Source organism: Providencia sp. PROV076 (genome assembly GCF_028483405.1).
GTDB lineage: Bacteria > Pseudomonadota > Gammaproteobacteria > Enterobacterales > Enterobacteriaceae > Providencia > Providencia huaxiensis.
Genome location: NZ_JAMPRR010000003.1, coordinates 125721 through 147840 on the forward strand (window position 1 = coordinate 125721; position 22120 = coordinate 147840).

Here is a 22120-nt window from a genome sequence, read left to right on the forward strand (position 1 = left end):
CTACCATTGGTCTCCACTGCGAAAGTCACAATATAGGGGCTGTGAAAAATCAATTAAATTGTTTTTTGACCACCCCATAACACCACCTTCTTCATCCACAGAGTGGATATAATGGCCTTGGTTGAGCTCATACAACGGTCCATTCCAAACCTGCCAACCGACAGATTGATATACATGAAAGCCTTCATCTGATGCAGAAAGGAGGCCTAGCTGATAGCAACTGGCAATAATTTGGTTGGTAGCCTGCATGAGTTGTTTACCGATCCCTTGGCGACGGTAGTTTTCTAGTACAGCCATCGCTTCAACATAGCCAACCGTTATTGGCATGTTACCGATTGCCATATGGCGTTGAATAATAGCAACATGACCAACAATCTGTTGATGGTCATAGGCTAAAACATGCATTCCCCCTAAAGCATGTTCGAAATCATCATGGGTAAAATCTTGCTCAAAGCTTTGATATAGCACGGAATACAATGCCTCTCTATTTTCTGTTGAAAGTTGAGACGTGTGTTTGTGTTTATATTCTATTGTCATTTAGCACCGTGGAATAATTGCAAAGAGGAGAAAATGGAAAAATGGTTAAGCTTGTAGAGTAGTATATCGCTGTTCAAAATAGGTTGTGGTGATTTTAATGTGCTAGTGTTAAAAACTATTTTAGTGCTTTTTAATAAAGCCATCGATATACTTTGTGGTATTACTCAAACGTTATTTTTATTAATATAATATTGACATTATAAATATTATTTCACTCCAAAATTTCGAATTTTATCATGTCGTTATACTGAACAGACAATCTAGGTATTTTGCTTTATTGTGTGGTCGTTGCTCTTTTCAATAAGGATTATTGAATGAAGAAAAAAACGACATCAACGATACATGATGCGGCTTTTAAAGGATTTATGGCAAACATTGAAAATGCGCGAGACTTCTTTGAAATTCATTTACCGGAATATATAAAATCATTATGTGATTTCAATACGTTATCGCTGACGAATTCCTCGTTTATTGATAAACAACTTCGCTCGCGGTTATCGGATGTATTGTATTCAGTACAAACCTCTCAAGGGGAAGGGTATATTTATCTTTTAGTTGAACATCAATCAACTCCCGATAAACTCATGGCGTGGCGTTTAATGCATTATGCGTTTTTAGCGATGAATCAGCATATTCAGCAAGGAAAAACAACATTACCCATTGTTGTACCGATATTATTTTACCATGGGGCGCGTTCGCCTTATCCATATACACAACTTTGGACGGATTGTTTTCCATTACCAGGGATTGCACATGAGTTATACACACAACCATTTCCACTCGTAGATATTACCGTTATTGATGATAATGAACTCGTTAATCATCGAAAAATTGCGGTAATGGAATTAGCAATGAAACATAAATATCTTCGGGATGAATTCCAACAGGTACTCCCTCTCTTGGCGAAGGCACTCAATAAACATTATAATAGTGATAATGACATCATAACTATCCTCAATTATCTGTTTATTGCTTTAGACTCGCATAATTTTGAACAAGTTATTCAAGTTTTAGGGGAACAGACAGAAAAGCATAAGGAGACAATCATGAATATTGCGCAACGATTGCAAGATAAAGGACGGCAAGAAGGACTGCAAGAAGGATTTCAAAAAGGCCAAGAAGAGGCAAATATAACAACTGCACGGAATCTTTTGGAGCAAGGAGTTAATATTGAGATAATAATGAAAAGCACTGGGCTGAGCCGTGAAAAACTTATTTCTTTACAGTAACTCAGGTGTTATGACTAAGATTTAAAAGGGATATTATTTATTAATATCCCTTTGTTTTTAATAATAGTTGAATAATATATAAATTATTTAAATGGCATCTATTAGGTTTGCTTATCCCATTGAACTAGCGCTAACAACAGCTGACTCAAAGCAGCATAAAAACCAAATTCATCATATCGTTGGCAATTTTGGCTAAATATCGGTAGCCATTGCAGTAAAAGTGACAACGTTTTTAGGCGTAATTGTTCCACTTTTTCTTGCGCCAAATGGGCTTCATTTAATGAAAAATGTAAGTGGCTTAATAGCTCCAAAAAAATTGAAATATGGTCAGAAGGCTCGTTAAATGCCTTACTGGTTTCCATTCCTGCCTCGGCTAATAGGTACTTAATCTGTTCATTACCATGCTCACTGTTTGGATAAACTGAGGCGTAAGGTAAGGCGGATTGCTTATCTGACATTAAGAATAAACTGCAAAAATCTGCGGCTAATTCGAGCTGAGCATCATTTCGCATCATTAGCGCTTGGATTTTTGTTTTAACCTCTTGAATTGACGAAATTAAAACGGGTTCCTGTTCGATAGTTGTAAACCAATCCATCATTTCGCTAGATTGAAGTTGCGCTATCGTTGCACTATCTAATTCACGTGAGAATAATTGTGCTAACCATGCATAAACACAGGCTATTTGTTCTGACGATAAAGTGATTTTTTTGGTCATCTATTCACCTGTGATGCAGGAACATATTCACATTGAGCCACCATTTCAATTGGCCCATCGAATGCACTGACGTTATCCACTTGCCCTGTGTATTTTTCTATCTCCACGATCGTCGTATGTGCGCTGGTGGCTTGAGCGAGTTGAGAGGTTCCTATATCCAATGTCAATACGTTTGGGTTTCCGTATTTACACAGAGCATTAATTTCTCCACCCTTAGTCGGGTCATACCAAGCTCCTTCATGGATACGAGCAACGCCTTCTGTATATAGGTCCGAAACCACGGCTCCGGCTAACACTTGCCCTCGGTCGTTGAAAACACGAACGATATCACCATTTTGTATACCTCTGGCTTTTGCATCTTTAGGGCTAATAAAGATAGGCTCTTTGCCACTAACGGAATAATATTGGCGTAATACAGGAGATTCGCACAATTGTGAATGTAAGCGAAAATCGGGGTGAGCAGATTGCAAATGTAATGGCCATTTTTTTGAACCAGGGCCACCGTGGGAGCGTTCCGCTTTTTCGAACCACATTGGGTGACCTTGGCAATCATCATATTGCATGTCGGCAATGGTTTTCGAATAAATCTCAATTAAACCACTCGGTGTCCCTAAAGGTTCTAAGTCGGGATCTTCCCTAAACGCTTGATGACGAACAAACATTTGTGGATGTTCAAATTCCACATAGCCTTCTTTTTCCCAGAACGTATCGAAGGATGGTAAATGAATACCACGGCCTTTTCCTTGCTGGCTGCCTTCTTGCCAAATGCGTTTTAGCCAGCCCATTTCGTCTAAACCTTCAGTAAAGGCTTCTTCACGGCCAAAACGACGACATAGATCGCGTAAAATGTCGAAGTCATTACGTGATTCAAACTGCGGTTCAACGAGCTGTTTCATCGCAATAATGCCACGATTTGAGTGGTTACCGTATTGGTCAAGGTCATTACGTTCAAATTGTGTGGTTGCCGGTAATACGATATCGGCAAAGCGACAGGTGGATGTCCATTGATTATCAATAGAAACAACCGTTTCAAGCTTGCGCCAACCTTCAATAATACGGTTAATTTGTTGGTGGCGGTGGAATGGGTTGGTTCCAGCAAATACGCACATTTTTAGTGGTGGCAATTTAACTGCTTTACCGTTCCAATTGATTGTTTTTCCTGGCTCTAAAATCGCATCGATAAAACGAGCAATAGGAATGGTGCTGCTGTAGCCTTTGTAGTCATTGTTATCATGAATGGGTGGCACTTTAGTTGAGCCGGAAAAACCACTTAAAATAATCCCCTGACGGCTTGGTGTTCCCGCGCCATTATAATGCCAGCCGAAGCCAAATCCTCCACCCGGTAAGCCAATTTGACCTAACATCGCAGCTAAAACAACAATCATCCACGACCATTGTTCACCATGTTGCATACGTTGAACGCACCAACCTGCAATGATTTGGGTTCTATCTGCTGCCATTTGGCGAGCTAAAGCTCGGATTGTGTCGGTATCAATACCGCAAATTTCAGCTGCCCATTGTGCATCTTTGGGTTGTCCATCCGTTTTTCCCATTAAGTAGGGAACAAATTGCTCGAAACCGACACAGTATTCTTTTAAGAAGGTTTTATCATGCAAACCTTCACTGTAAAGCGTGTGGGCGATGGCTAATTGCAGTGGTACATCCGCTTGGGGGTTAATAGCGATATGTTGAACATTTGCACGTCCAAGGTAATCATGAGTTGAGGTGATTATAGGGTCAATACTGATGACTTTTATCTCGCCATTAGCCGCTTTCTCTTTGAGTTGTTCATAATATTCATAAACGTCATGATCAGGACACCACCAGTTAGCTTGTTGGTTTTTAATCAGGTCAGAGCCCCATAATACGATGGTTTTACTATTTTTGAGGACTAGCGGCCAAGAGGTTTGTTGTTCATAAACCTCCATCGACCCAACGACTCGAGGTAAAATGACTTGTGCAGCCCCCGTTGAGTAGTCTCCGCCAGTACTAACACTATTGCCATGCAGGGCAATGGCGCGGGCTAACATGCCTGAAGCATTGTGGAGCATCCCGGTTGATTGCCAACCATTTGCCGTGAGCAGCCCACTTGGCCCATAAGTTGTTTGAATACGTTCTAGTTCTTGATAGAACAAATCAAGGGCTTCATCCCAAGAAACACGTACGAAACGGTTATCACCCCGTTGAGAAGTATCACTTAAATGGCGTTTACGTAGCCAATCAACACGAACCATTGGATAACGGATACGAGCGGTGCCATGTACATGGTCAGGCAATCCTGCAATCATTTTTGATGGGAATTTATCGTGTTCAAAAGGTTTTGCTTCGATAAAACGGCCATCAACTACAGTGGCGCGAATTGCACCCCAGTGTGACCCAGTCAGAATGCCTTCTTGAACTACCGCAGCTTGTTCGCCAACTGTAGCAGCGCTAGCCTTACGCGGTGTTAATAGGGAAGGGCCTAACATACCTGCCACAGTGAGCCCGCCAAGCTGGAACAAAAAGCGTCGACGAGAAGCTTGAAAAGTCGGATTATTTTTCATTCTGTACTCCGTTATCACCGTGTGAAGATCCTGCGGTATCAGATGCATTCATTTGTAAGTATTTCAGTAAGGTACGCTCTTCTCGCTTATCTAAACTGGTAAAGCCAATCATACCGTTTAATGTGCCTATCCAACCGTTAGCATCAAAGTGAGCGATATCTGGCGCACCATGGCATTGATTACATGAACCGTTATATAAAGAATCTGCATAAGCCCATATCGGTTTGATATCATTGACCATATCGCCTTGTTGCATCCATGCAGTTGCTTGCAGTTTGCTCCATGACGTATCTGTTGCAGCGACAACGGTGCTTTCTAAATTTTTCACATTTTCTTGAACATCACCGCGTATCGAAGCGACGAAAATTCGCTTACCCGGAAACTCAGATAGAACGCGTTGGCGACCATCGGTTTCTGTCCACCCTGTTATTTCAACTTGTAGCCAATCGCCATCACGTTTTAGAACTTTCACCTCTGAGGCAGGAAGTAACGAGCCTGCGGGGTCTTTATCCCCTTTATTGGCATAAAGAGGTTTAATATCAAGTGAATAAAGAATGTCAGCATCACTGTTTGCTTTCGCTCTTAACTCATCAAATTGTTTACGAAAGCCACTACTCATATCGGGTAGTTGATGGGCAATCCCTTTATGGCAATCAATACAGGATTGATTTTCTTTCGCAGCAATTTGCATTTGGCGAGCCGCTTCTGGGTTTTGTTTTGCGTGATCCATCGAGTCATAATCATGGCAAGAGCGGCAAGTGGCTGAATTATTCTCTTTCATGCGAGCCCACTCGCGTTCCGCAAGTTCGGCACGTTTGGCTTCAAATTTTTCTGGGGTATCTATCGAGTGAGCAATAAATGTTTGATAAATATCATTGCTTGCTTCGAGTTTCCGTTTAATCATGCCTGGAAGGTCGGAGGGAATATGGCAGTCATGGCATTCTGCGCGTACGCCAGATGCATTTTGGAAATGTACAGATTGTTTATATTCTTCGTAAACGGGTTCCATGCTATGGCAACTGACACAAAACTCAGTGGTGCTAGTCACTTTCATCCCAACATGGGGGACAACGATTAACGCAACACCCACTGCAATCCCGACAACGATTAACGTTAGCATTGACCAACGAGCACTTGGTTTTCGCAACGCTCTCCAGAGTTTCCGCATAATAGCCCCTGTAATTATATGGTTTAATACAGGCGATCTTATTGAGTTAATATGAATAGCGGTACTAGCCAGAATGAACAGCTTACGGCAAGATATGAGCAAATATGAACAGATATGAACAGAAGAGAGTGTATCAATGACATCACATCATATTGTGGTTGTTGAAGATGAACCCGTTACTCAGGCTCGCTTACAGGCTTATTTTGAGCAAGAAGGATATCGTGTTTCTGTGACGGGGAATGGTGCGGGTCTACGTGAAATTATGGATCAGCAGGCCGTTGATTTGATTCTGTTAGATATTAATTTACCGGATGAAAACGGGTTAATGTTAACAAGAGCAATACGTGAGCGTTTCACGGTGGGGATTATTTTAGTCACCGGCCGCTGTGACCAAATTGACCGTATTGTGGGGTTAGAAATGGGAGCAGATGATTACGTTACTAAACCTTTGGAATTGAGGGAGTTAGTCGTTCGCGTTAAAAATTTACTTTGGCGCATTGACCTTGCTAAGCCTTCGCAAACCCAAGTTGTTTCTCAAGATAATTGCTATCAGTTTGCGGGCTATTGCCTAAATGTCTCAATGCATACACTCCAATTTGAAAATCAGGTTATCAAACTCACACGGGCAGAATATGAAATACTTGTGGCGTTTGTGACTAACCCGCGGGAGATTTTAACCCGAGAACGTCTGTTACGTATGTTATCTGCCCGACGAGTCGATCACCCTGATTTACGCACCGTGGATGTACTTATTCGTCGTTTACGCCATAAAATCAATGCTGATTTATTAGTAACTCAGCACGGTGAAGGCTATTTTTTAGCTGCCGATGTATATTGATATACGGGCCTAAAGCCTCCAGGGGATAATGAATTGCGTAAGTGTTCACTATCGGCATTTTGTTGAGTAAGCACTAAAATCGGCGGGCTGATATTGTTTGGAACCGGCTGCTCTTGTAGTACTTTGATGGCTTGTTCAATCACTAGCTCACCTTGCCAAACCATCTGGTCGCTGGCGGCCATAATTATTCGGCCTCTTTTTAAGCCTCGGTAGACTTGATGAGACAAGTAAAAAGAAACAATATTAAGTGGTTTCGTTAAGTTACGGCCTTCACCCATTGCGGCCTCAGCGGCAATCGCTGTGCCAACGACAACATTAATATCAGGGTTACGCTCTAACATTTCATGCAACAAATTGCGTTGCACCTCAAGGTCGTTATCCCCTTGTGCGACGTCCACAATTTGTACTTGGCTACCTGCAATAGCTTCTCGGAATCCTTGTTCCATTTCATGGCTGCCACCGGCATTTAATGGCCCTGGCATGAGTAAAACTTTCAATGGCTTGCTTTGGCTCCATTGCACTAAATAGCGCCCCGGCTGATAGCCCATTTGGAACCAAGGTACACCAACACGGGTTTTTATTGTGTTATCGTGGGTGGCATTGATGACTTCTATGACAGGCGTATTTCCCACGAGTTGGCTAAGGTTTGGAAAAGTTGTGGTGCTACTTCCCAGTAAGATAGCATCTGCTCCCCATTGTTGGCATTGCGTGATTTGCTTTTGTTGGGTTGCTAGTTGGTTATATCCACCGGCTTCTAGTACGTTTAAGTCAACGCCATAGTGTTTTGCCGCTTTTTGCATACCATAATTAATTGATAACCAATAAGAATCTTTTAAACTAGGGTAAAGCGCGCACAACTTCCAGGTTTTTGTGGCGGTTACGGGATCATGTGCTTGGTGATTAAAATGTAGGTTATCACGCCACTGAATGAGTGAACTATTCTGTGCCATTGCTAGGCTCAACAACGAGTGAAATATGAACAGGAGTAAAATCAATACACGCATGATAGCCTCACAAACCAGAAACCGTTATCCTAAATGCTTTCTTACTGCTAACTCAATCATTTTAATTTTTAGGCTAACCAAACCGTGAATTTATCACTAACTAGACGATTGTGGATGGGCTTTGCGCTGATGGCCGCATTGACCTTTATCAGCACCCTTGTAGGGTGGTACAACTTACGTTTTGTTAGCCAAGTTGAACAGGCCAATACCGAGGCTCTGATCCCAACCATGAATATGGCAAGGCAACTGAGCGAAGCAAGTGCTTGGGAATTATTTTCTGCACAAAATCTCACAAATGCGGATAGTGAAAGTATTTGGTTAGCACAAGGGCGGATGTTAACAGCACAAAGCCTGAAAATCACGAATATACTGAAAACATTACGAGAACAAGGTTTTAATACACAAGATATTGAACAGCAAGAAAAAGAAATTGCTCAATCATTAAGCCAGCAGGGTGAGTTAGTCGGGCAGCGTTTAAAACTGCGCGCAGAGCAACAACAATTAAGGCAGCATATAATTGCAGCGGCAGGTGATATCGCCCAAATGGCACATGGTCAGGCAAACAATGCTGCCACTTCAGCGGGAGCAACTCAGGTCAGTATTTATGACCTTATCGAAAGGAATCAAGGGGAACAAGCCCAACAAGCCCTTGATCAACTAATTGATATTGACCTTGAATATGCTAGCCAAATGAATGAACTTCGATTAAGCGCGATGCGTGTACAGCAAATGGTACTTAATTTAGGTTCAAACCAGCCCCACCGTAATATGGCTGAATTAGAAAAACAGTTGAATTCTGCAGTTAAAATCTTACAACGTCGGCAAAAATATATTGAAGACCCCGCAGTGCGAGGCCAAGTAGAAAACGCGTTAAATAGCGTGAAGCGCTATACAGAGTTAATTGCGTTGTACCGGCAAGATAACGACATCACAACACGTTTACAGATTTTATCACAAAATAATATTGACCAATTTGCACGTTTTAGTAGTGAAGTAGCGCAATTAGTTAACATCATTGAGCTGCGTAACCAAACCGCATTGGGGCAACTAAAGCAAGCCAGTGAGCGGGGGCAGAATTGGTTGTTAGCATTGAGTATTGTCTCTCTACTCTCATTGGTTTTGATCCTTTGGCGAGTGGTTTATCGCTTAGTGACAAAACCGTTGGCGCAGCAGACTCAAGCACTTCAACGGTTGTTAGAGGGCGATATTGACTCCGCATTTCCTGAAACCGCAGGAGTGAAAGAGCTTGATACTATTGGCCGTTTAATGGATGCATTTCGTGAAAGTGTTCATGCCTTAAATAATCAGCGTGAACAGCTAGCAGATGAAGTCAAAGCGAGGACGGCAGAACTGCGTGTGATGGTCGTTGAGCACCGAAAAGCTCGTTCTGAAGCGGAACAAGCCAATCAGGCGAAATCGGCATTTTTGGCGGCAATGAGCCATGAAATCCGTACTCCTCTTTATGGGATTTTGGGGACAGCGCAACTGTTATTAGAAAATAAAGCACTTAATCAGTATCATGATGATTTATATGCAATTACTGACTCAGGTGAATCTTTATTAGCCATTTTAAATGACATTTTGGACTACTCCGCAATTGAAGCCGGAGGACATAACGTGTCTATCAATGATGAGCCTTTCGAACCCAAGCCGTTATTAGAAAGTACTTTGTATTTAATGAATGCGAGTAATAAAAACCCTGCTATTCAGTTAGTTGCAGATGTTGCGGATGATTTGCCGATTGCTTTACAAGGGGACCCGCTACGGATCCGACAAATTATCACGAATTTACTCAGTAATGCATTGCGCTTTACTCAACAGGGGCAAATTACGTTACGCAGTTGCCGTTATGGCAAATATTGGTTTATTGAAGTGGAAGACACAGGGTGCGGCATTGATAGCTCGCGATTTACGGATATTTTTAAGCCATTTGTGCAAGTAGATAGCCAGCGGGGTGGAACGGGGCTTGGACTGACAATTAGTGCAAGTTTAGCGCAAGCGATGGGCGGTGAATTAACGGTTAGTAGCCAATTAGGGAGCGGGAGCTGTTTTCGTTTAACACTGCCGTTATGTATCGCCTCGCATCCCGTAAGTAAATCGGCTGATCTGCCATTAGACATGTTGGGCGTGCATTTATTACTCATAGAAGACAACCCATTGACTCAGAAAATTAGTGGGGAAATGTTAACCCGCAGCGGGGCACAGGTCACTATTGTTGGGTCTGCAGCTGAGGCGCTAGCAGCCCTACAAACTGGGCAACAATTTACCGCGGCATTGGTGGATTTCGGTTTACCTGATATCGATGGTATCACCTTAGCTAAACAATTAGCGAAAACCTATCCCCAATTGATTTTGATTGGTTTTAGTGCTCATGTGATTGATGAAACTTTACGCCAACGGACCAGCCAAGTTTTTCGTGGAATTATTCAAAAACCGGTACCAAGAGATACGTTAAACAAGTTAATCGTTAAATATATTTCAGGCGGTGAATATACATTGCCTGCTCCTAGTATTCAGGAGAAATTTATAGATTTACAACAGCTTATTAGTGATGCCGAACTAATGGGACTTCCGAAAATTCGCGAATGGGTGAGTATTTTTAAACAGCATTCCTTGCCTTTGATTGACCAAATTGACATTGCGCGAGCAGAAAATAACACAGAACAAGTCAAGCGCCTTGCTCACCAGTTAAAAAGCAGTTGTGCCAGTTTAGGAATGCAAAGTGCAGTAAAAACTTGTGAGTTATTAGAGCAGCAGCCAATGGCGGATACTCAATTGAAAGATAATGTGCAGCAAGGCTTACAGGCTATTGAGCAATGGTTGAATGAAACACATTGATTCTTTAACTAGCCCGTAAGATTAACGAAGGTATATGTTCAAGATAGAAGCTTAGCGAGCAACCCGTAGGCCTCCATTCACACCTTGTGGGCTCCAAAGTATTTGCCATAACTGAATGTCTCGAGCTCTAAATGCACCTGCACAAGCATTTAGATAATAGGAAAACATGCGTTTGAAACGAGGTGTATAATTAAATTCGAGTTCAGGCCAAGCGGCTTGGAAACGGGAGTACCATGCCATGAGTGTATGGTCATAATCAGCACCAAAATTATGCCAATCCTCCATCACTAATTTACCTTCACTGGTTTCACCAATATTTTGCACAGAAGGTAGGCAGCCGTTTGGAAAAATATACTTATTGATCCACGGGTCGACATTCACTTTACTTTGGTTAGAGCCAATGGTGTGAAGTAAAAACAGGCCATGAGTTTTTAAATTGCGCTGAATAACATCAAAGTAAGCCGCATAGTTTTTCGGGCCGACATGCTCAAACATGCCGACAGAGACAATACGGTCAAATTGGTCATTGAGACCTCGATAATCTTCTAATTTAATATTGACATCTAAGCCTGCACAGCGCGCTTGAGCATATTTTTGTTGCTCCGCGGAGATAGTGACACCGGTGACAGAAACGCCAAAGTTTTTTGCCGCATAGGCGGCAAGTCCCCCCCAGCCACAGCCAATATCAAGTAATCGCATCCCCGGTTTTAATTGTAGTTTTTCGCAAATTAAATTTAATTTTTGTTCTTGTGCGAGATGAAGGTTTTCAGGAACCGTTTCTAGGCCTTTCCAGTAGCCACAGGAATATTGCATATAAGGGTCGAGCATCAAGGAAAATAAGTCATTCCCGAGGTCATAATGTTCTTCTCCAACAATACGAGCGCGTTTTAAGGTTTGTAGATTACGAACACGTGCAACAGCAATTTTTAATGTATCACTGAAGTTATGAGGTATTTTTTTATCGAGTCTATGGCGTAATACATATTGGAAAAATATATCTAAGCGCTCGCAATCCCACCAACCATCCATATAGCTTTCACCTAATCCTATTGAACCTTGTTGTAGCACGCGTTTAAAGAATAGGGGGTTGTGAACTTGAATATCAAAAGGGCGGGAACCATTAATTTTAATGTCAGCTTCACTTAATAGCTCGGCAGCAATGCGTTGCCAAGGGTCGATAGTGTTTTTTTGGTTAACGATGTGTTCAGTACTCATCTGATCTCCAATTTTTTTCAAAGTGGGATTCAGAGAACTTTATTTGTGACGTATTCGCGGTACAGCAAAACAGGAATATTGACCACCACTGCATGACAGTCAGTGTATTAGCGTTATTGTTGCTATAAATAAAGCTCAAATCCAGTTTCAGATAACTCTCTAAAAAATATAAAACGTTCACATTGAATTTCAATAGAAATTGCACTTAATACGTAGAAATGGCACTTATAACCAAAAAAGGAGTTCTTATAAGACGTTTATTTGCACTCCAAAGCTTTTTAAGCTCTGCAATAAGTATTGGATCAAGTCTAGTATATAGGAATGACTTTTGTGTGAAAAATACGCTATTAGTTGCTTTTTATCCGATTAAGATTAGTTTTCGGGCTGATCATATTTAAATTTAATGATGAGCTACAAGATACATGGCTCACCGATGATTATAGGGAGCCATTTTGGAATAAAAAATTAATGGTTAGATTTTTGGAGTATATCCATAACGGATTGTTTCCGTTTGTTCTAAATGAATTTGGGTTACCGCAGGTTGGGTATTGGCGATCACCTGGCCATCTCGAATAGAGTAACGCACGGGGACTTGACGGCGCACGGCATCGAAGCCATTTTCTGCTGGTAAAATCAATAAACTAGCGCGTTTTCCTTCACTCACACCATAATCTTGCAAGTTCAACGTACGTGCGCTGTATTCACTGATCAGCTTTAATCCGTCATTGATTTGCTGGTAACCCATTAATTGGCAAACATGTAACCCCATATGCAGGACTTGCAGCATGTTGGCAGTACCTAGTGGGTACCATGGGTCAAATACATCGTCGTGACCGAAACAGACGTTAATCTCCGCGGCTAGCATCTCTTTAACACGGGTGATACCTCGACGTTTAGGGTAAGTATCAAAACGGCCTTGTAAGTGAATGTTCACTAACGGATTAGCCACAAAGTTAATCCCAGACATTTTTAGCAGGCGAAATAAACGAGATGTATAAGCACCATTGTATGAATGCATTGCGGTGGTATGGCTTGCTGTGACGCGAGAGCCCATGCCTTGTGCATGCGCTAAAGCTGCGACCGTTTCAACGAAACGGGATTGCTCATCATCGATTTCATCACAGTGGACATCAATCAAACGGTCATACTTCTGCGCTAAAGCGAATGTTTTATGGAGAGATTCTACACCATACTCACGGGTAAACTCAAAATGTGGAATAGCACCAACGACGTCGGCACCGAGGCGTAATGCTTCTTCTAACAGGGCTTCGCCATTTGGATAAGACAAGATACCTTCTTGAGGGAAAGCAACAATTTGCACATCAACCCAAGGTGCGATTTCTTGTTTTACCTCTAACATCGCTTTCAGTGCAGTTAATGTCGGGTCTGACACATCCACATGGGTGCGAACATGTTGAATACCATTGGCTATTTGCCATTTAAGGGTTTGCCACGCTCGGCTTTTAACGTCATCGTGGGTGAGCATCGCTTTGCGCTCAGCCCAACGTTCGATACCTTCAAAGAGCGTTCCAGACTGGTTCCAATTGGGTTGCCCAGCGGTTTGAGTGGTATCTAAGTGAATATGTGGCTCAACGAAGGGAGCGGTTACTAAACCACCTTCACCGTCTACGCTGTCTGGCAATACTTCGCCTTTAATTTGTGGAAGAATAGCTTGGATTTTCTGATTATCGATATCAATACGCCACAGCCCATCACACTCAGGTAAACGGATATTATGGATATGTTTGATAGTTTGATTAAGCACGGTTATCTCCGAATCAGTAGTATGGCGGCGATTTAAGAATGGGTTGAGGGTAGCGTCACTTTTTTTAGTAATTCAATGCATTCTTGTGCACCACGTTTAAGCACATGCCCTTTCAAACATACTGCATGAATAGGCAACTTAAAGCCATTTGGGGTATTTTTAAACTCAAGGGGTTTTAGTGAGCCATCGTTTAATTTATCTTTAATCAGTGATAAAGGAAAATTTCCCCATCCCATACCATTCTCGACTAAACCGAGAGCCAAAGAGAAACTGTCTGCTTTCCAATAATTACTGGAAACTAGAATGCGGATATCACTCAGTTCACGCTGACGACTCGCAATAATTATTTGCCGACTTTCAACAAGATCTTCGATATAAAGTGAAGTTTTATTTTGTAGAGAGGGATGTTTAGCAGAAATGGTGGCAATAATTGATTCTTCGCCAATGTAATGAAATTGCTCTTGGGAATTAACATTTAAACCGCCAAAGACAATCGCGAGATGAATTTGTTGTTCATGTAGTAACGGTAAAAGATCATCTTGAGGTGCGGTAATCAGCTCAATATGCAGTAAAGGGTAACGCTGGCTTAAAATATGTAGAGCATCAAAGAGTAAATTGGCATTAATACCAGCCGCAATACCAATGGTCAGTGTGCTTTCAACACCTTGAGATAATTCCAGAGAAAAAGTATTGAGTTGAGATAAATTGGCAATAATATGTCGTGCGTAGGGCGCTAATGAAAGCGCTTTTTCTGTGGGTTTAGGTTCCCGCGTATGTCTATCAAATAATTCAAATCCAAGTTCAGCCTCTAGATTCGCTACTGCCATGCTAACCGCTGAAGGTACGCGTTTTAAGGCCCTTGCCGCTGCAGAAAATGAGCCTTTATCTAATACAGTAAGAAAAACTGTTAAGTTATCACTATTAAATGGCATTGTTGACCTTTCAATAAAACTGATAGAAGCTGACTTTTATTATCATTGAATTATATTTATTTTACCACCTTATTGATAATGATATTTTTGGGGGTGGAAAAATGCAGGGGATTAAACGTAAAATTGTTTTTGTAACGGCTTATGAGGTTATTGGTTGGTTAATTTCAGCTTTAGCATTAGCTTTTCTTTCTGGTAATTCTGCGGAAACAACAGGTCCATTAGCTTTAGTCATAACAACGATTGCGGTTAGCTGGAACTTTATTTTTAATACTGCGTTTGAATATTGGGAATCAAAGCAAAAATCACGCATTAGAACTTTTAGGCGCCGGTTTGTACACGCCATATTATTTCAATTAACGTTGGTGGTTTTTTTAATTCCTTTAATTGCATGGTGGTTGTCAATTAGTCTTTTACAAGCATTAATACTTGATTTTGCCCTAATTATTTTTATCCCAATTTATACTTTCTTTTTTAATTGGGCTTTCGACAAAATATTTGGTTTACCGAAATCGGCATTACCGCAAGAAAATAACGTGGCATTATAGAATGACTAATGTGTTTCCTTCCTTTTTATATTGGAAGGAAACACAGAAAATATTGGTTATTTTAGTAGCCTAGCTTTAACGGATTTTCCTTTGATTTTCCCTTGCTGTAAATGTTTCCAAGCTTGTACCGCAACTTCACGTTTGAGTGCGACATAGGCATGGGTAGGGTGGATCACAATCTTGCCAATATCGGCACCATTGAGGCCAACTTCGCCGGTCAAGGCACCGAGAATATCACCGGGGCGTATTTTGGCTTTTTTACCACCATCAAGGCATAAGGTCATCATCGTTGCTTCTAACGGAGCGATACGTATACCTGTAGGCTCGGCTTGCCAATTAAGCTTCATATTTAAAATTTCTTCTAGAGCATTGGCTCGCTGGGCTTCTTCTGGTGCACACAAACTCACCGCTAAACCGCTTTCTCCAGCACGTGCAGTTCGGCCGATGCGATGAACATGCACTTCAGGATCCCATGATAATTCATAGTTAATCACCATTTCGAGGGCTTTAATATCTAACCCTCGGGAGGCAACATCCGTAGCCACTAATACACGGCTACTTCCGTTAGCGAAACGCACAAGAGTTTGGTCGCGTTCACGCTGTTCCATGTCACCATGAAGCACTAAGACACTTTGCTTGCTTGCGGTTAAGGCATCATAAACGGCTTGGCAATCTTTCTTCGTATTACAAAAAACGACACAAGAAGCTGGCTGTTCACGGCTCAAGAGTTTTTGTAATAATTCAATTTTTTCGTGACGAGCGACTTCATAAAATTGTTGTTCAACGGCAGGAAGTTCATCAACACTATTGATTTCAATTGTTTGAGGGTCATTCTGAATTTGCTGACTAATTCGTGCAATTTCATCTGGCCAAGTAGCTGAAAATAATAGTGTTTGTCTATTAATTGGTGCGTAGTCAATGATGGACTCAATATCTGGCATAAAGCCCATATCGAGCATTCTGTCTGCTTCGTCTAAAACTAATGTTTGCAATGCATCAAGTTGTACTGTTTCACGATTTAAATGATCAAGTAAACGTCCCGGGGTGGCAACAATAATATGAGCAGCATGGGCAAGGGAGTCGCGTTGTACACTAAATGGCACACCACCACAGAGCGTTAAAATTTTGATATTAGGGATCGCGCGAGCTAAACGACGTAATTCATTAGCGACTTGGTCTGCCAGTTCGCGAGTTGGACATAAAACTAATGACTGAGTTTTAAATAATTTAGCGTCAATATGTTGTAATAAACCCAGACCAAAAGCAGCCGTTTTGCCGCTGCCAGTTTTAGCTTGTGCTCGAACGTCTTTTCCGGCAAGGATAGGGGGAAGAGCGGCCGCTTGGATCTGCGTCATGTTTAGGTAGCCTAACTCTTGCAAGTTAGCGAGTTGTTCCGCAGAAAGCGCGTTTAGGTCAGCAAATGAAGTCACAATACAATCTCAAATAGAATAAAAGACATAATGGCGCTAATAATACTATTCCTACCTTACTCTGTCTGTTTTTAATTCAAGATTAACGTTAAACCCTACAATCATCGATATGGGTTAAATGTCTGAAATGAGAGGGGGAGAATAAATTTCTCTCATATTCTTCTTTAATAGTATTACTCGATGGAAATTAAGAGTAATTACAGATATTAATGTTAAATCAACTCGGTTTTTGCCACCAATCAATTACATTACGTGATGATACATTTAACCAAAACAAAACATTTATTGTTTTATTTTAATGGGTTATATGATTCTTGCGATATGGTTGATTGTGAAGGATAAACAAAATAATAATATTGTGACGGCTAGCTCATTTGCTGGTAATTAACTAACGTTATGAATTTAAAGAATATTAACATCCAAATAGAAAAGTTTTCTCTTAATTTGGAAAAAGGCATCAGTTTTTAGAAAAAATTTTCTATTTCCCTGTGGCATATTTCTTTTGGCAACAAATATAAAGATATCGTTTTTATTTTACTATATTGGGTTTTAGATTATGACTAAGAATATTGCTACAGTTTTAATTCATGGTGGGAAGCAGCAAGATACTGTTAATCATGCTATTTTTCCTGCTATTACAACGGCCAGTACATTTGTTCAACAAAGTTTAACCGAGCATGGCGAATATTGTTATTCACGTTGCAGCAACCCAACGCGTTATGCATATGAAACCTTATTAGCTGAAATCGAAGGTGGAAGCTATGCAACAGCAACGGCTTCCGGTGTGGCTGCTTCAAGTTTAGTATTAAATTTATTACCAAAAGATTCACATATTATTGCGATGAAAGGTGTTTATGGTGGAACATTTCGGTTATTTGAACGAGTTTCAACCATTAATAGCGGTCACCAAATAGACTATGTTGATTTGAATAATCTTGATGAAGTTAAAACAAAAATAAAAGATAACACACGCTTAATTTGGATTGAAAGCCCAACTAATCCATTATTAGAATTAGTTGATATCAATGTCATTTGTTCACTTGCCAAAGAGCATAATATTTTAACTTGTGTTGATAATACATTTGCAACAGCTTGGAACCAAAAACCATTAGAATTAGGAGCCGATTTAGTGATGTTATCGGCAAGTAAATATATTGGTGGCCATTCCGATTTAATTGGTGGTGCGGTGATCACCCAAAGAGAAGACTTAACCAGCCGCCTCGATTTTCTAAAAACGACCCTTGGAGCAATTGCCTCTCCTTTTGACGCCTACCTTGCTTTACGTGGATTAAAAACATTGGCTTTACGTATGGCGGCACAATGTAGCAATGCAGCACAAGTCGCGAAATATTTATCAACTCACCCGAAGGTGGAGCAGGTTTATTACCCGGGGTTAGCTTCACATCCACAACATGAATTATGCAAAAAACAAATGCGTACAGGTGGAGCGGTTGTGACGATTAATTTGAAAGGGGATATTGAAGACACCAAAATATTTTTATCTAAAGTTAAATATTTTGTTTTAGCGGAATCGCTAGGTGGTGTTGAGAGCATGGTAAACCATTCGGCAACCATGTCACATGGGTCGATGACAAAAGAAGAAAGAGAAAGTATCCATGTCTATGATACTACGTTACGTTTATCTGTAGGCATTGAAGATATCACAGACTTATTAAATGATTTAGAAAACGCATTATCTTAATTTATTAAAATCAAAATAAAATATAATAAGAGAGCATCTAATGAATGATTATGGAATTTGGACCATTGTCACGCCAATGGTGACGATACTTTTAGCCATTTTTACACGACAAGTTATATTGTCATTATTACTGGGGATATTAGTTGGTTTTACCGTTATATATGATCACAATATATTATTGGGTATAAATGGAACGCTCGATGGTATTATCAATACATTTGCATCACCGGGAAATACTAAAACAATTCTATTTATGGTTATGATTGGCGGTATTATGCGGCTAGTCGTTGTTACTGGTGGTGTGCGATCATTAGTTAAATTATTAACGAATAAAACAAAGTTAATTAAAAATAAAAAAGCTGTTCAATTAATGGCGATGATTATTACATCATTAATTTTTATTGAAAGCTCTATTAACCAATTAATTGCTGGAGCATCAACAAAAACATTAGCGAAAAAATACGGTGTTTCGCCAGAAAAAATGTCCTACATTGTGCAGACTTCCTGTGTATCAGTGTGTTCATCAGCCATGATCAATGGTTGGGGAGCGGCAATGATGGGCGTTATTGGCGTACAAATATCTAAAGGCCTTATTACTGGAGAACCTTTTGAAATTTTAGCCGGCTCCATGGTATTTAATATCATGGCGTGGTTTTCTCTCGCTTCAGTGCTATTTTATATTTTCTCCAATGTGTCTTGGGGGCCAATGAAAAAGGCAGATTTACGTGCAGAGCAGCAGGCTTTAACGCTGTTATCCGCGGAAGAAACTGAGCAGGATGATGAAGATATTATTGATCACCCTAATTGTCATACCTCTCTTAACTTCTTTATCCCAATTTTATCAACGGTCTTAATGGTACCTGTTGCGCTTTATATCACAGGTAATGGGGATTTTAGTAAAGGTAGTGGTTCAACATCGGTATATTGGGGAGTCATGTTTGGAACTTTAGTCTCTTTTGTATGGTTCTTAGCGCGTCGAGTACTCAATATTGAGACTTTCTTTAAAGAATTATATATCGGCTATGCCAGCATGGTAAAAATTAGCTCAGTGATGATCCTCGCTTTTTTAATGGGAACCGTTTCTTCCGATTTAAATACCGGTGCTTATATCGCAGAAGTCACCTCGGGTGTTATTTCGCCGGCTTTCTCAATTGGTTTTATCTTTTTAATCAGTGCGGTGATGTCATTAGCAACGGGAACATCGTGGGGAACATTTGCCATTATGATCCCAATCGGTGTGCAGTTAGGGCTTTCAGTTGGAATGCCTGTTGAATATATGATTGGTGCAGCCATTGCAGGTTCAATATACGGAGACATGACATCACCCATTTCCAGTGATGCAATTGTGGCGTCTATGGCAACAGATTGTGACCATATTGAGCACATTCGTACCCAAATGCCTTATGCCACTGTGACAGCTGCATTTGCGCTGATGGTTTACCTCTATTTAGGTTTTACATACTAATAAGGTGAATAATTCAACGAATATTAGACAACGATCAGTCGCCATAAATAAAATAGATTTACTTCAAGGGCTAACACCGTTAGCAAAATTAAATAATCTTTCAGAATACTTAGGTCGTGATATTTATACGAGTGGTGCACTCGCTATTTTTGCTTATTCTGAAATCAATGTAGCAATGATTAAATACACTTTTGATAATGCGATTTATTTATGAAAATTAATACTAAGGTTATTCATGGTTACCCCATGACGGATAAATATACCGGAAGTTCCTCTATCCCGTTATATCAATCATCGACTTTTTCACAAGCCAATATTGAGGAAAGTTACGACCATATTTATTCGCGTTTTTCCAATCCAACGAGAGATGCATTAAGTGAGGCTATTTGCGCAATTGAAAATGCAAAATTTGCTGAGGTTTTTTCTTCAGGAATGGCAGCAATAAGTGCCGTATTGCTTAATTTTAGTCAGGGCGACCATATCGTTGCCTGCAAAAATATTTACGGTGGTTCTTTTCAATTAATGACTGAGTTTCTGCCTCGTTATGGCATTTCAGTGACCTTTGTTGATGCGACCAATCCAATGAATTATCAGCAAGCCATAACGGAAAACACCAAAGCGTTTTATATTGAAACGCCATCTAATCCAACATTACAAGTGACTGACTTAAAAACTGTTATTGGGATAGCGAAACAGCATAATATGATCACCATCTGTGATAATACCTTTATGACGCCATTGTTATCAGATGTTATCTCTCTTGGAATTGATTTTTCTATTAATAGCGCGACTAAATTTATTAATGGCCACAGTGATGTGATCTTGGGGACGGTAGCAACGAATAACGCTGAATACGCTAGGTGGTTACATAAGTCAGCAGTTGCTATTGGTAGTATTGCTGCACCATTTGACAGCTGGCTGACGATGCGTGGTTTAAAATCAATGGCAATGCGAGTTGAGCGAGCCAGTGAAAATGCACAAAAGCTTGCAGAATATCTGAATGAGCACCCAAAAGTACAACACGTTTTTTATCCGGGGTTAGCTTCACACCCAAACCATATGACTCATATGCAGCAGTCTAAAAATGGCGGAATGGTGGTTTCCTTTGATTTAGGGAGTTATGAAAACGTAAAACGATTTTTAGATACGGTTCGTATTCCACTTGTTGCGGTCAGCTTAGGGGGAATTGAGTCAATTATTTCCTACCCCAGAATGATGTCCCATGCTTGTATTCCTGATGAGGAGAGATTATTGCAAGGCGTAACAGATGGGTTATTACGGTTCTCATTGGGCTGTGAAGATATAGATGATTTACTCGCTGATGTCGATTCTGCTTTATCGCAGGTTCAGTAATTAGGCCATTAGTGATGCATTTTACTTCTGAGTGATACCTGCCATACACCTAAAAAACCCCCATAATATTTTAAGCCCTCTAAATAGTCAGATTATTTAGAGGGCGTTATACTTCGCAAAATACTTATTTGAGTAAGGTAAAATTAAAGACAGATTTCTTTATTGACAGGATTTAATTGAACAGCTTGTTGGATATGTTTTAAAGTTTCAGTCGCGAGCAGCGCGCTGGCTACATAAAATGCATTCCCACTTTGCAATTGCATTTTTTCTAAATAGCGATATACCCAAGGTAAAAAATGTATTTCTAGAAATTCACGTAATAATTCTGGTTTATTTTCAATCACCCAAGCGGTGAGAAGAAATAATAGCCCTACATGATCTTCTGGTTCTTTTTGATTTAACTCAATATTAATTTGGTTATTACGAAGCCATGCTCTTAATTCAAGTGTCGAAATACCAAAAATAACATTTTCTTTATCAAGATAAACGGAACCCCAAGGTGGTGCAGGTAATGCATAAGGGCCAATAAATAAGCGCTGGTAGGCTTCTTGTAATGTTTCTGTTTCAGAAATACTATCTTGAAAGAGTTTATCAATAGATTGGCAATCATAATCCTGAGTAAATGGCCACTCAGCTAACCATTCGCTCGTTGTAAATAAATCAATTAACGTATTTACGCGTGCGTCAGAAGGATCATAATAAAATAATGCTCCCAAAGTTTGAGCGCAAAGCGAAAAATCTGCCAATAATTTTTGTTCCATATTTGTCCACTTGCTATGTTGATGATGATGCGTTGATGTGATCGTAGCGAAACATGAGATTGTTGTCGATGATAAGAAG

The 22120-nt window shown here is 40.4% G+C and carries 17 protein-coding genes; 7 read left to right on the plus strand and 10 right to left on the minus strand.

Annotated elements, in window-relative coordinates:
• Positions 1-537 (minus strand): GNAT family N-acetyltransferase, encoded by a 537-nt coding sequence (locus PSF67_RS02945; protein WP_102140013.1) that lies wholly within the window; start codon positions 535-537, stop codon positions 1-3.
• A gap of 314 nt (positions 538-851) precedes the next feature.
• Between PSF67_RS02945 and PSF67_RS02950 the strand changes: the two genes are divergently transcribed.
• Positions 852-1766: an Rpn family recombination-promoting nuclease/putative transposase gene (locus tag PSF67_RS02950; RefSeq protein WP_210848557.1), complete on the plus strand. Its 915-nt coding sequence runs from the start codon at positions 852-854 to the stop codon at positions 1764-1766.
• A gap of 101 nt (positions 1767-1867) precedes the next feature.
• Here the strand turns inward: PSF67_RS02950 and torD are convergent, their stop codons facing one another.
• The 3 genes from torD to torC are packed head-to-tail and all read right to left on the minus strand — an operon-like array spanning position 1868 to position 6193.
• Complete coding sequence (gene torD, locus PSF67_RS02955; protein WP_231068057.1) at positions 1868-2482, minus strand: molecular chaperone TorD; 615 nt, start codon at positions 2480-2482, stop codon at positions 1868-1870.
• The gene (gene torA, locus PSF67_RS02960) at positions 2479-5025 is read right to left on the minus strand and encodes a trimethylamine-N-oxide reductase TorA (protein ID WP_272676508.1); all 2547 of its coding nucleotides are present in this window, start codon (positions 5023-5025) and stop codon (positions 2479-2481) included. The genes torD and torA overlap by 4 nt, the downstream gene beginning before the upstream one ends.
• A complete protein-coding gene (gene torC, locus PSF67_RS02965; RefSeq protein WP_102140009.1) occupies positions 5015-6193 on the minus strand; it encodes a pentaheme c-type cytochrome TorC in 1179 nt (392 codons plus the stop codon). The genes torA and torC overlap by 11 nt, the downstream gene beginning before the upstream one ends.
• Before the next feature lie 136 nt (positions 6194-6329).
• On the opposite strand from torC, the gene torR reads away from it, so the two are divergent.
• Entirely contained in the window at positions 6330-7031 is a 702-nt protein-coding gene (torR, locus tag PSF67_RS02970) for a two-component system response regulator TorR (protein ID WP_102140008.1), read from the plus strand.
• On the opposite strand, the gene torT is transcribed toward torR, so the two are convergent.
• A complete protein-coding gene (gene torT, locus PSF67_RS02975) occupies positions 7004-8026 on the minus strand; it encodes a TMAO reductase system periplasmic protein TorT (protein ID WP_425326961.1) in 1023 nt (340 codons plus the stop codon). The genes torR and torT overlap by 28 nt on opposite strands.
• A gap of 93 nt (positions 8027-8119) precedes the next feature.
• Here torT and torS point away from each other — a divergent pair, with 93 nt between their 5' ends.
• The gene (gene torS / locus PSF67_RS02980) at positions 8120-10873 is read left to right on the plus strand and encodes a TMAO reductase system sensor histidine kinase/response regulator TorS (protein WP_166265534.1); all 2754 of its coding nucleotides are present in this window, start codon (positions 8120-8122) and stop codon (positions 10871-10873) included.
• Positions 10874-10924: 51 nt separating this feature from the next.
• Here torS and cfa read toward each other — a convergent pair whose 3' ends face one another.
• The 3 genes from cfa to PSF67_RS02995 all read right to left on the minus strand — a co-directional run bounded on the left by cfa (position 10925) and on the right by PSF67_RS02995 (position 14785).
• Positions 10925-12088 (minus strand): cyclopropane fatty acyl phospholipid synthase, encoded by a 1164-nt coding sequence (gene cfa / locus PSF67_RS02985; protein ID WP_195697574.1) that lies wholly within the window; start codon positions 12086-12088, stop codon positions 10925-10927.
• A gap of 472 nt (positions 12089-12560) precedes the next feature.
• Complete coding sequence (locus tag PSF67_RS02990; protein ID WP_206275935.1) at positions 12561-13853, minus strand: cytosine deaminase; 1293 nt, start codon at positions 13851-13853, stop codon at positions 12561-12563.
• A 32-nt stretch (positions 13854-13885) separates the two neighbouring features.
• Positions 13886-14785, minus strand: a complete 900-nt coding sequence (locus tag PSF67_RS02995) for a LysR family transcriptional regulator (protein ID WP_102140003.1) — start codon at positions 14783-14785, stop codon at positions 13886-13888.
• Positions 14786-14886: 101 nt separating this feature from the next.
• On the opposite strand from PSF67_RS02995, the gene PSF67_RS03000 reads away from it, so the two are divergent.
• Complete coding sequence (locus PSF67_RS03000; protein WP_102140002.1) at positions 14887-15330, plus strand: PACE efflux transporter; 444 nt, start codon at positions 14887-14889, stop codon at positions 15328-15330.
• A gap of 56 nt (positions 15331-15386) precedes the next feature.
• Here the strand turns inward: PSF67_RS03000 and dbpA are convergent, their stop codons facing one another.
• Positions 15387-16760, minus strand: a complete 1374-nt coding sequence (dbpA, locus tag PSF67_RS03005) for an ATP-dependent RNA helicase DbpA (protein WP_272676509.1) — start codon at positions 16758-16760, stop codon at positions 15387-15389.
• A gap of 556 nt (positions 16761-17316) precedes the next feature.
• Between dbpA and PSF67_RS03010 the strand changes: the two genes are divergently transcribed.
• The 3 genes from PSF67_RS03010 (at position 17317) to PSF67_RS03020 (ending at position 21280) form a co-directional block, all read left to right on the plus strand.
• The gene (locus tag PSF67_RS03010) at positions 17317-18462 is read left to right on the plus strand and encodes a trans-sulfuration enzyme family protein (RefSeq protein WP_195697571.1); all 1146 of its coding nucleotides are present in this window, start codon (positions 17317-17319) and stop codon (positions 18460-18462) included.
• Between the two features lie 40 nt (positions 18463-18502).
• Positions 18503-19927 carry a Na+/H+ antiporter NhaC family protein gene (locus tag PSF67_RS03015; RefSeq protein ID WP_166265525.1) on the plus strand — a complete coding sequence of 475 codons (1425 nt, stop codon included), beginning with the start codon at positions 18503-18505 and terminating at the stop codon, positions 19925-19927.
• Positions 19928-20137: 210 nt separating this feature from the next.
• Positions 20138-21280: a trans-sulfuration enzyme family protein gene (locus tag PSF67_RS03020; protein WP_102139997.1), complete on the plus strand. Its 1143-nt coding sequence runs from the start codon at positions 20138-20140 to the stop codon at positions 21278-21280.
• 143 nt (positions 21281-21423) lie between these two features.
• On the opposite strand, the gene dmsD is transcribed toward PSF67_RS03020, so the two are convergent.
• Positions 21424-22041, minus strand: a complete 618-nt coding sequence (gene dmsD, locus PSF67_RS03025) for a Tat proofreading chaperone DmsD (protein ID WP_272676510.1) — start codon at positions 22039-22041, stop codon at positions 21424-21426.
• Positions 22042-22120 lie beyond the last annotated feature (79 nt).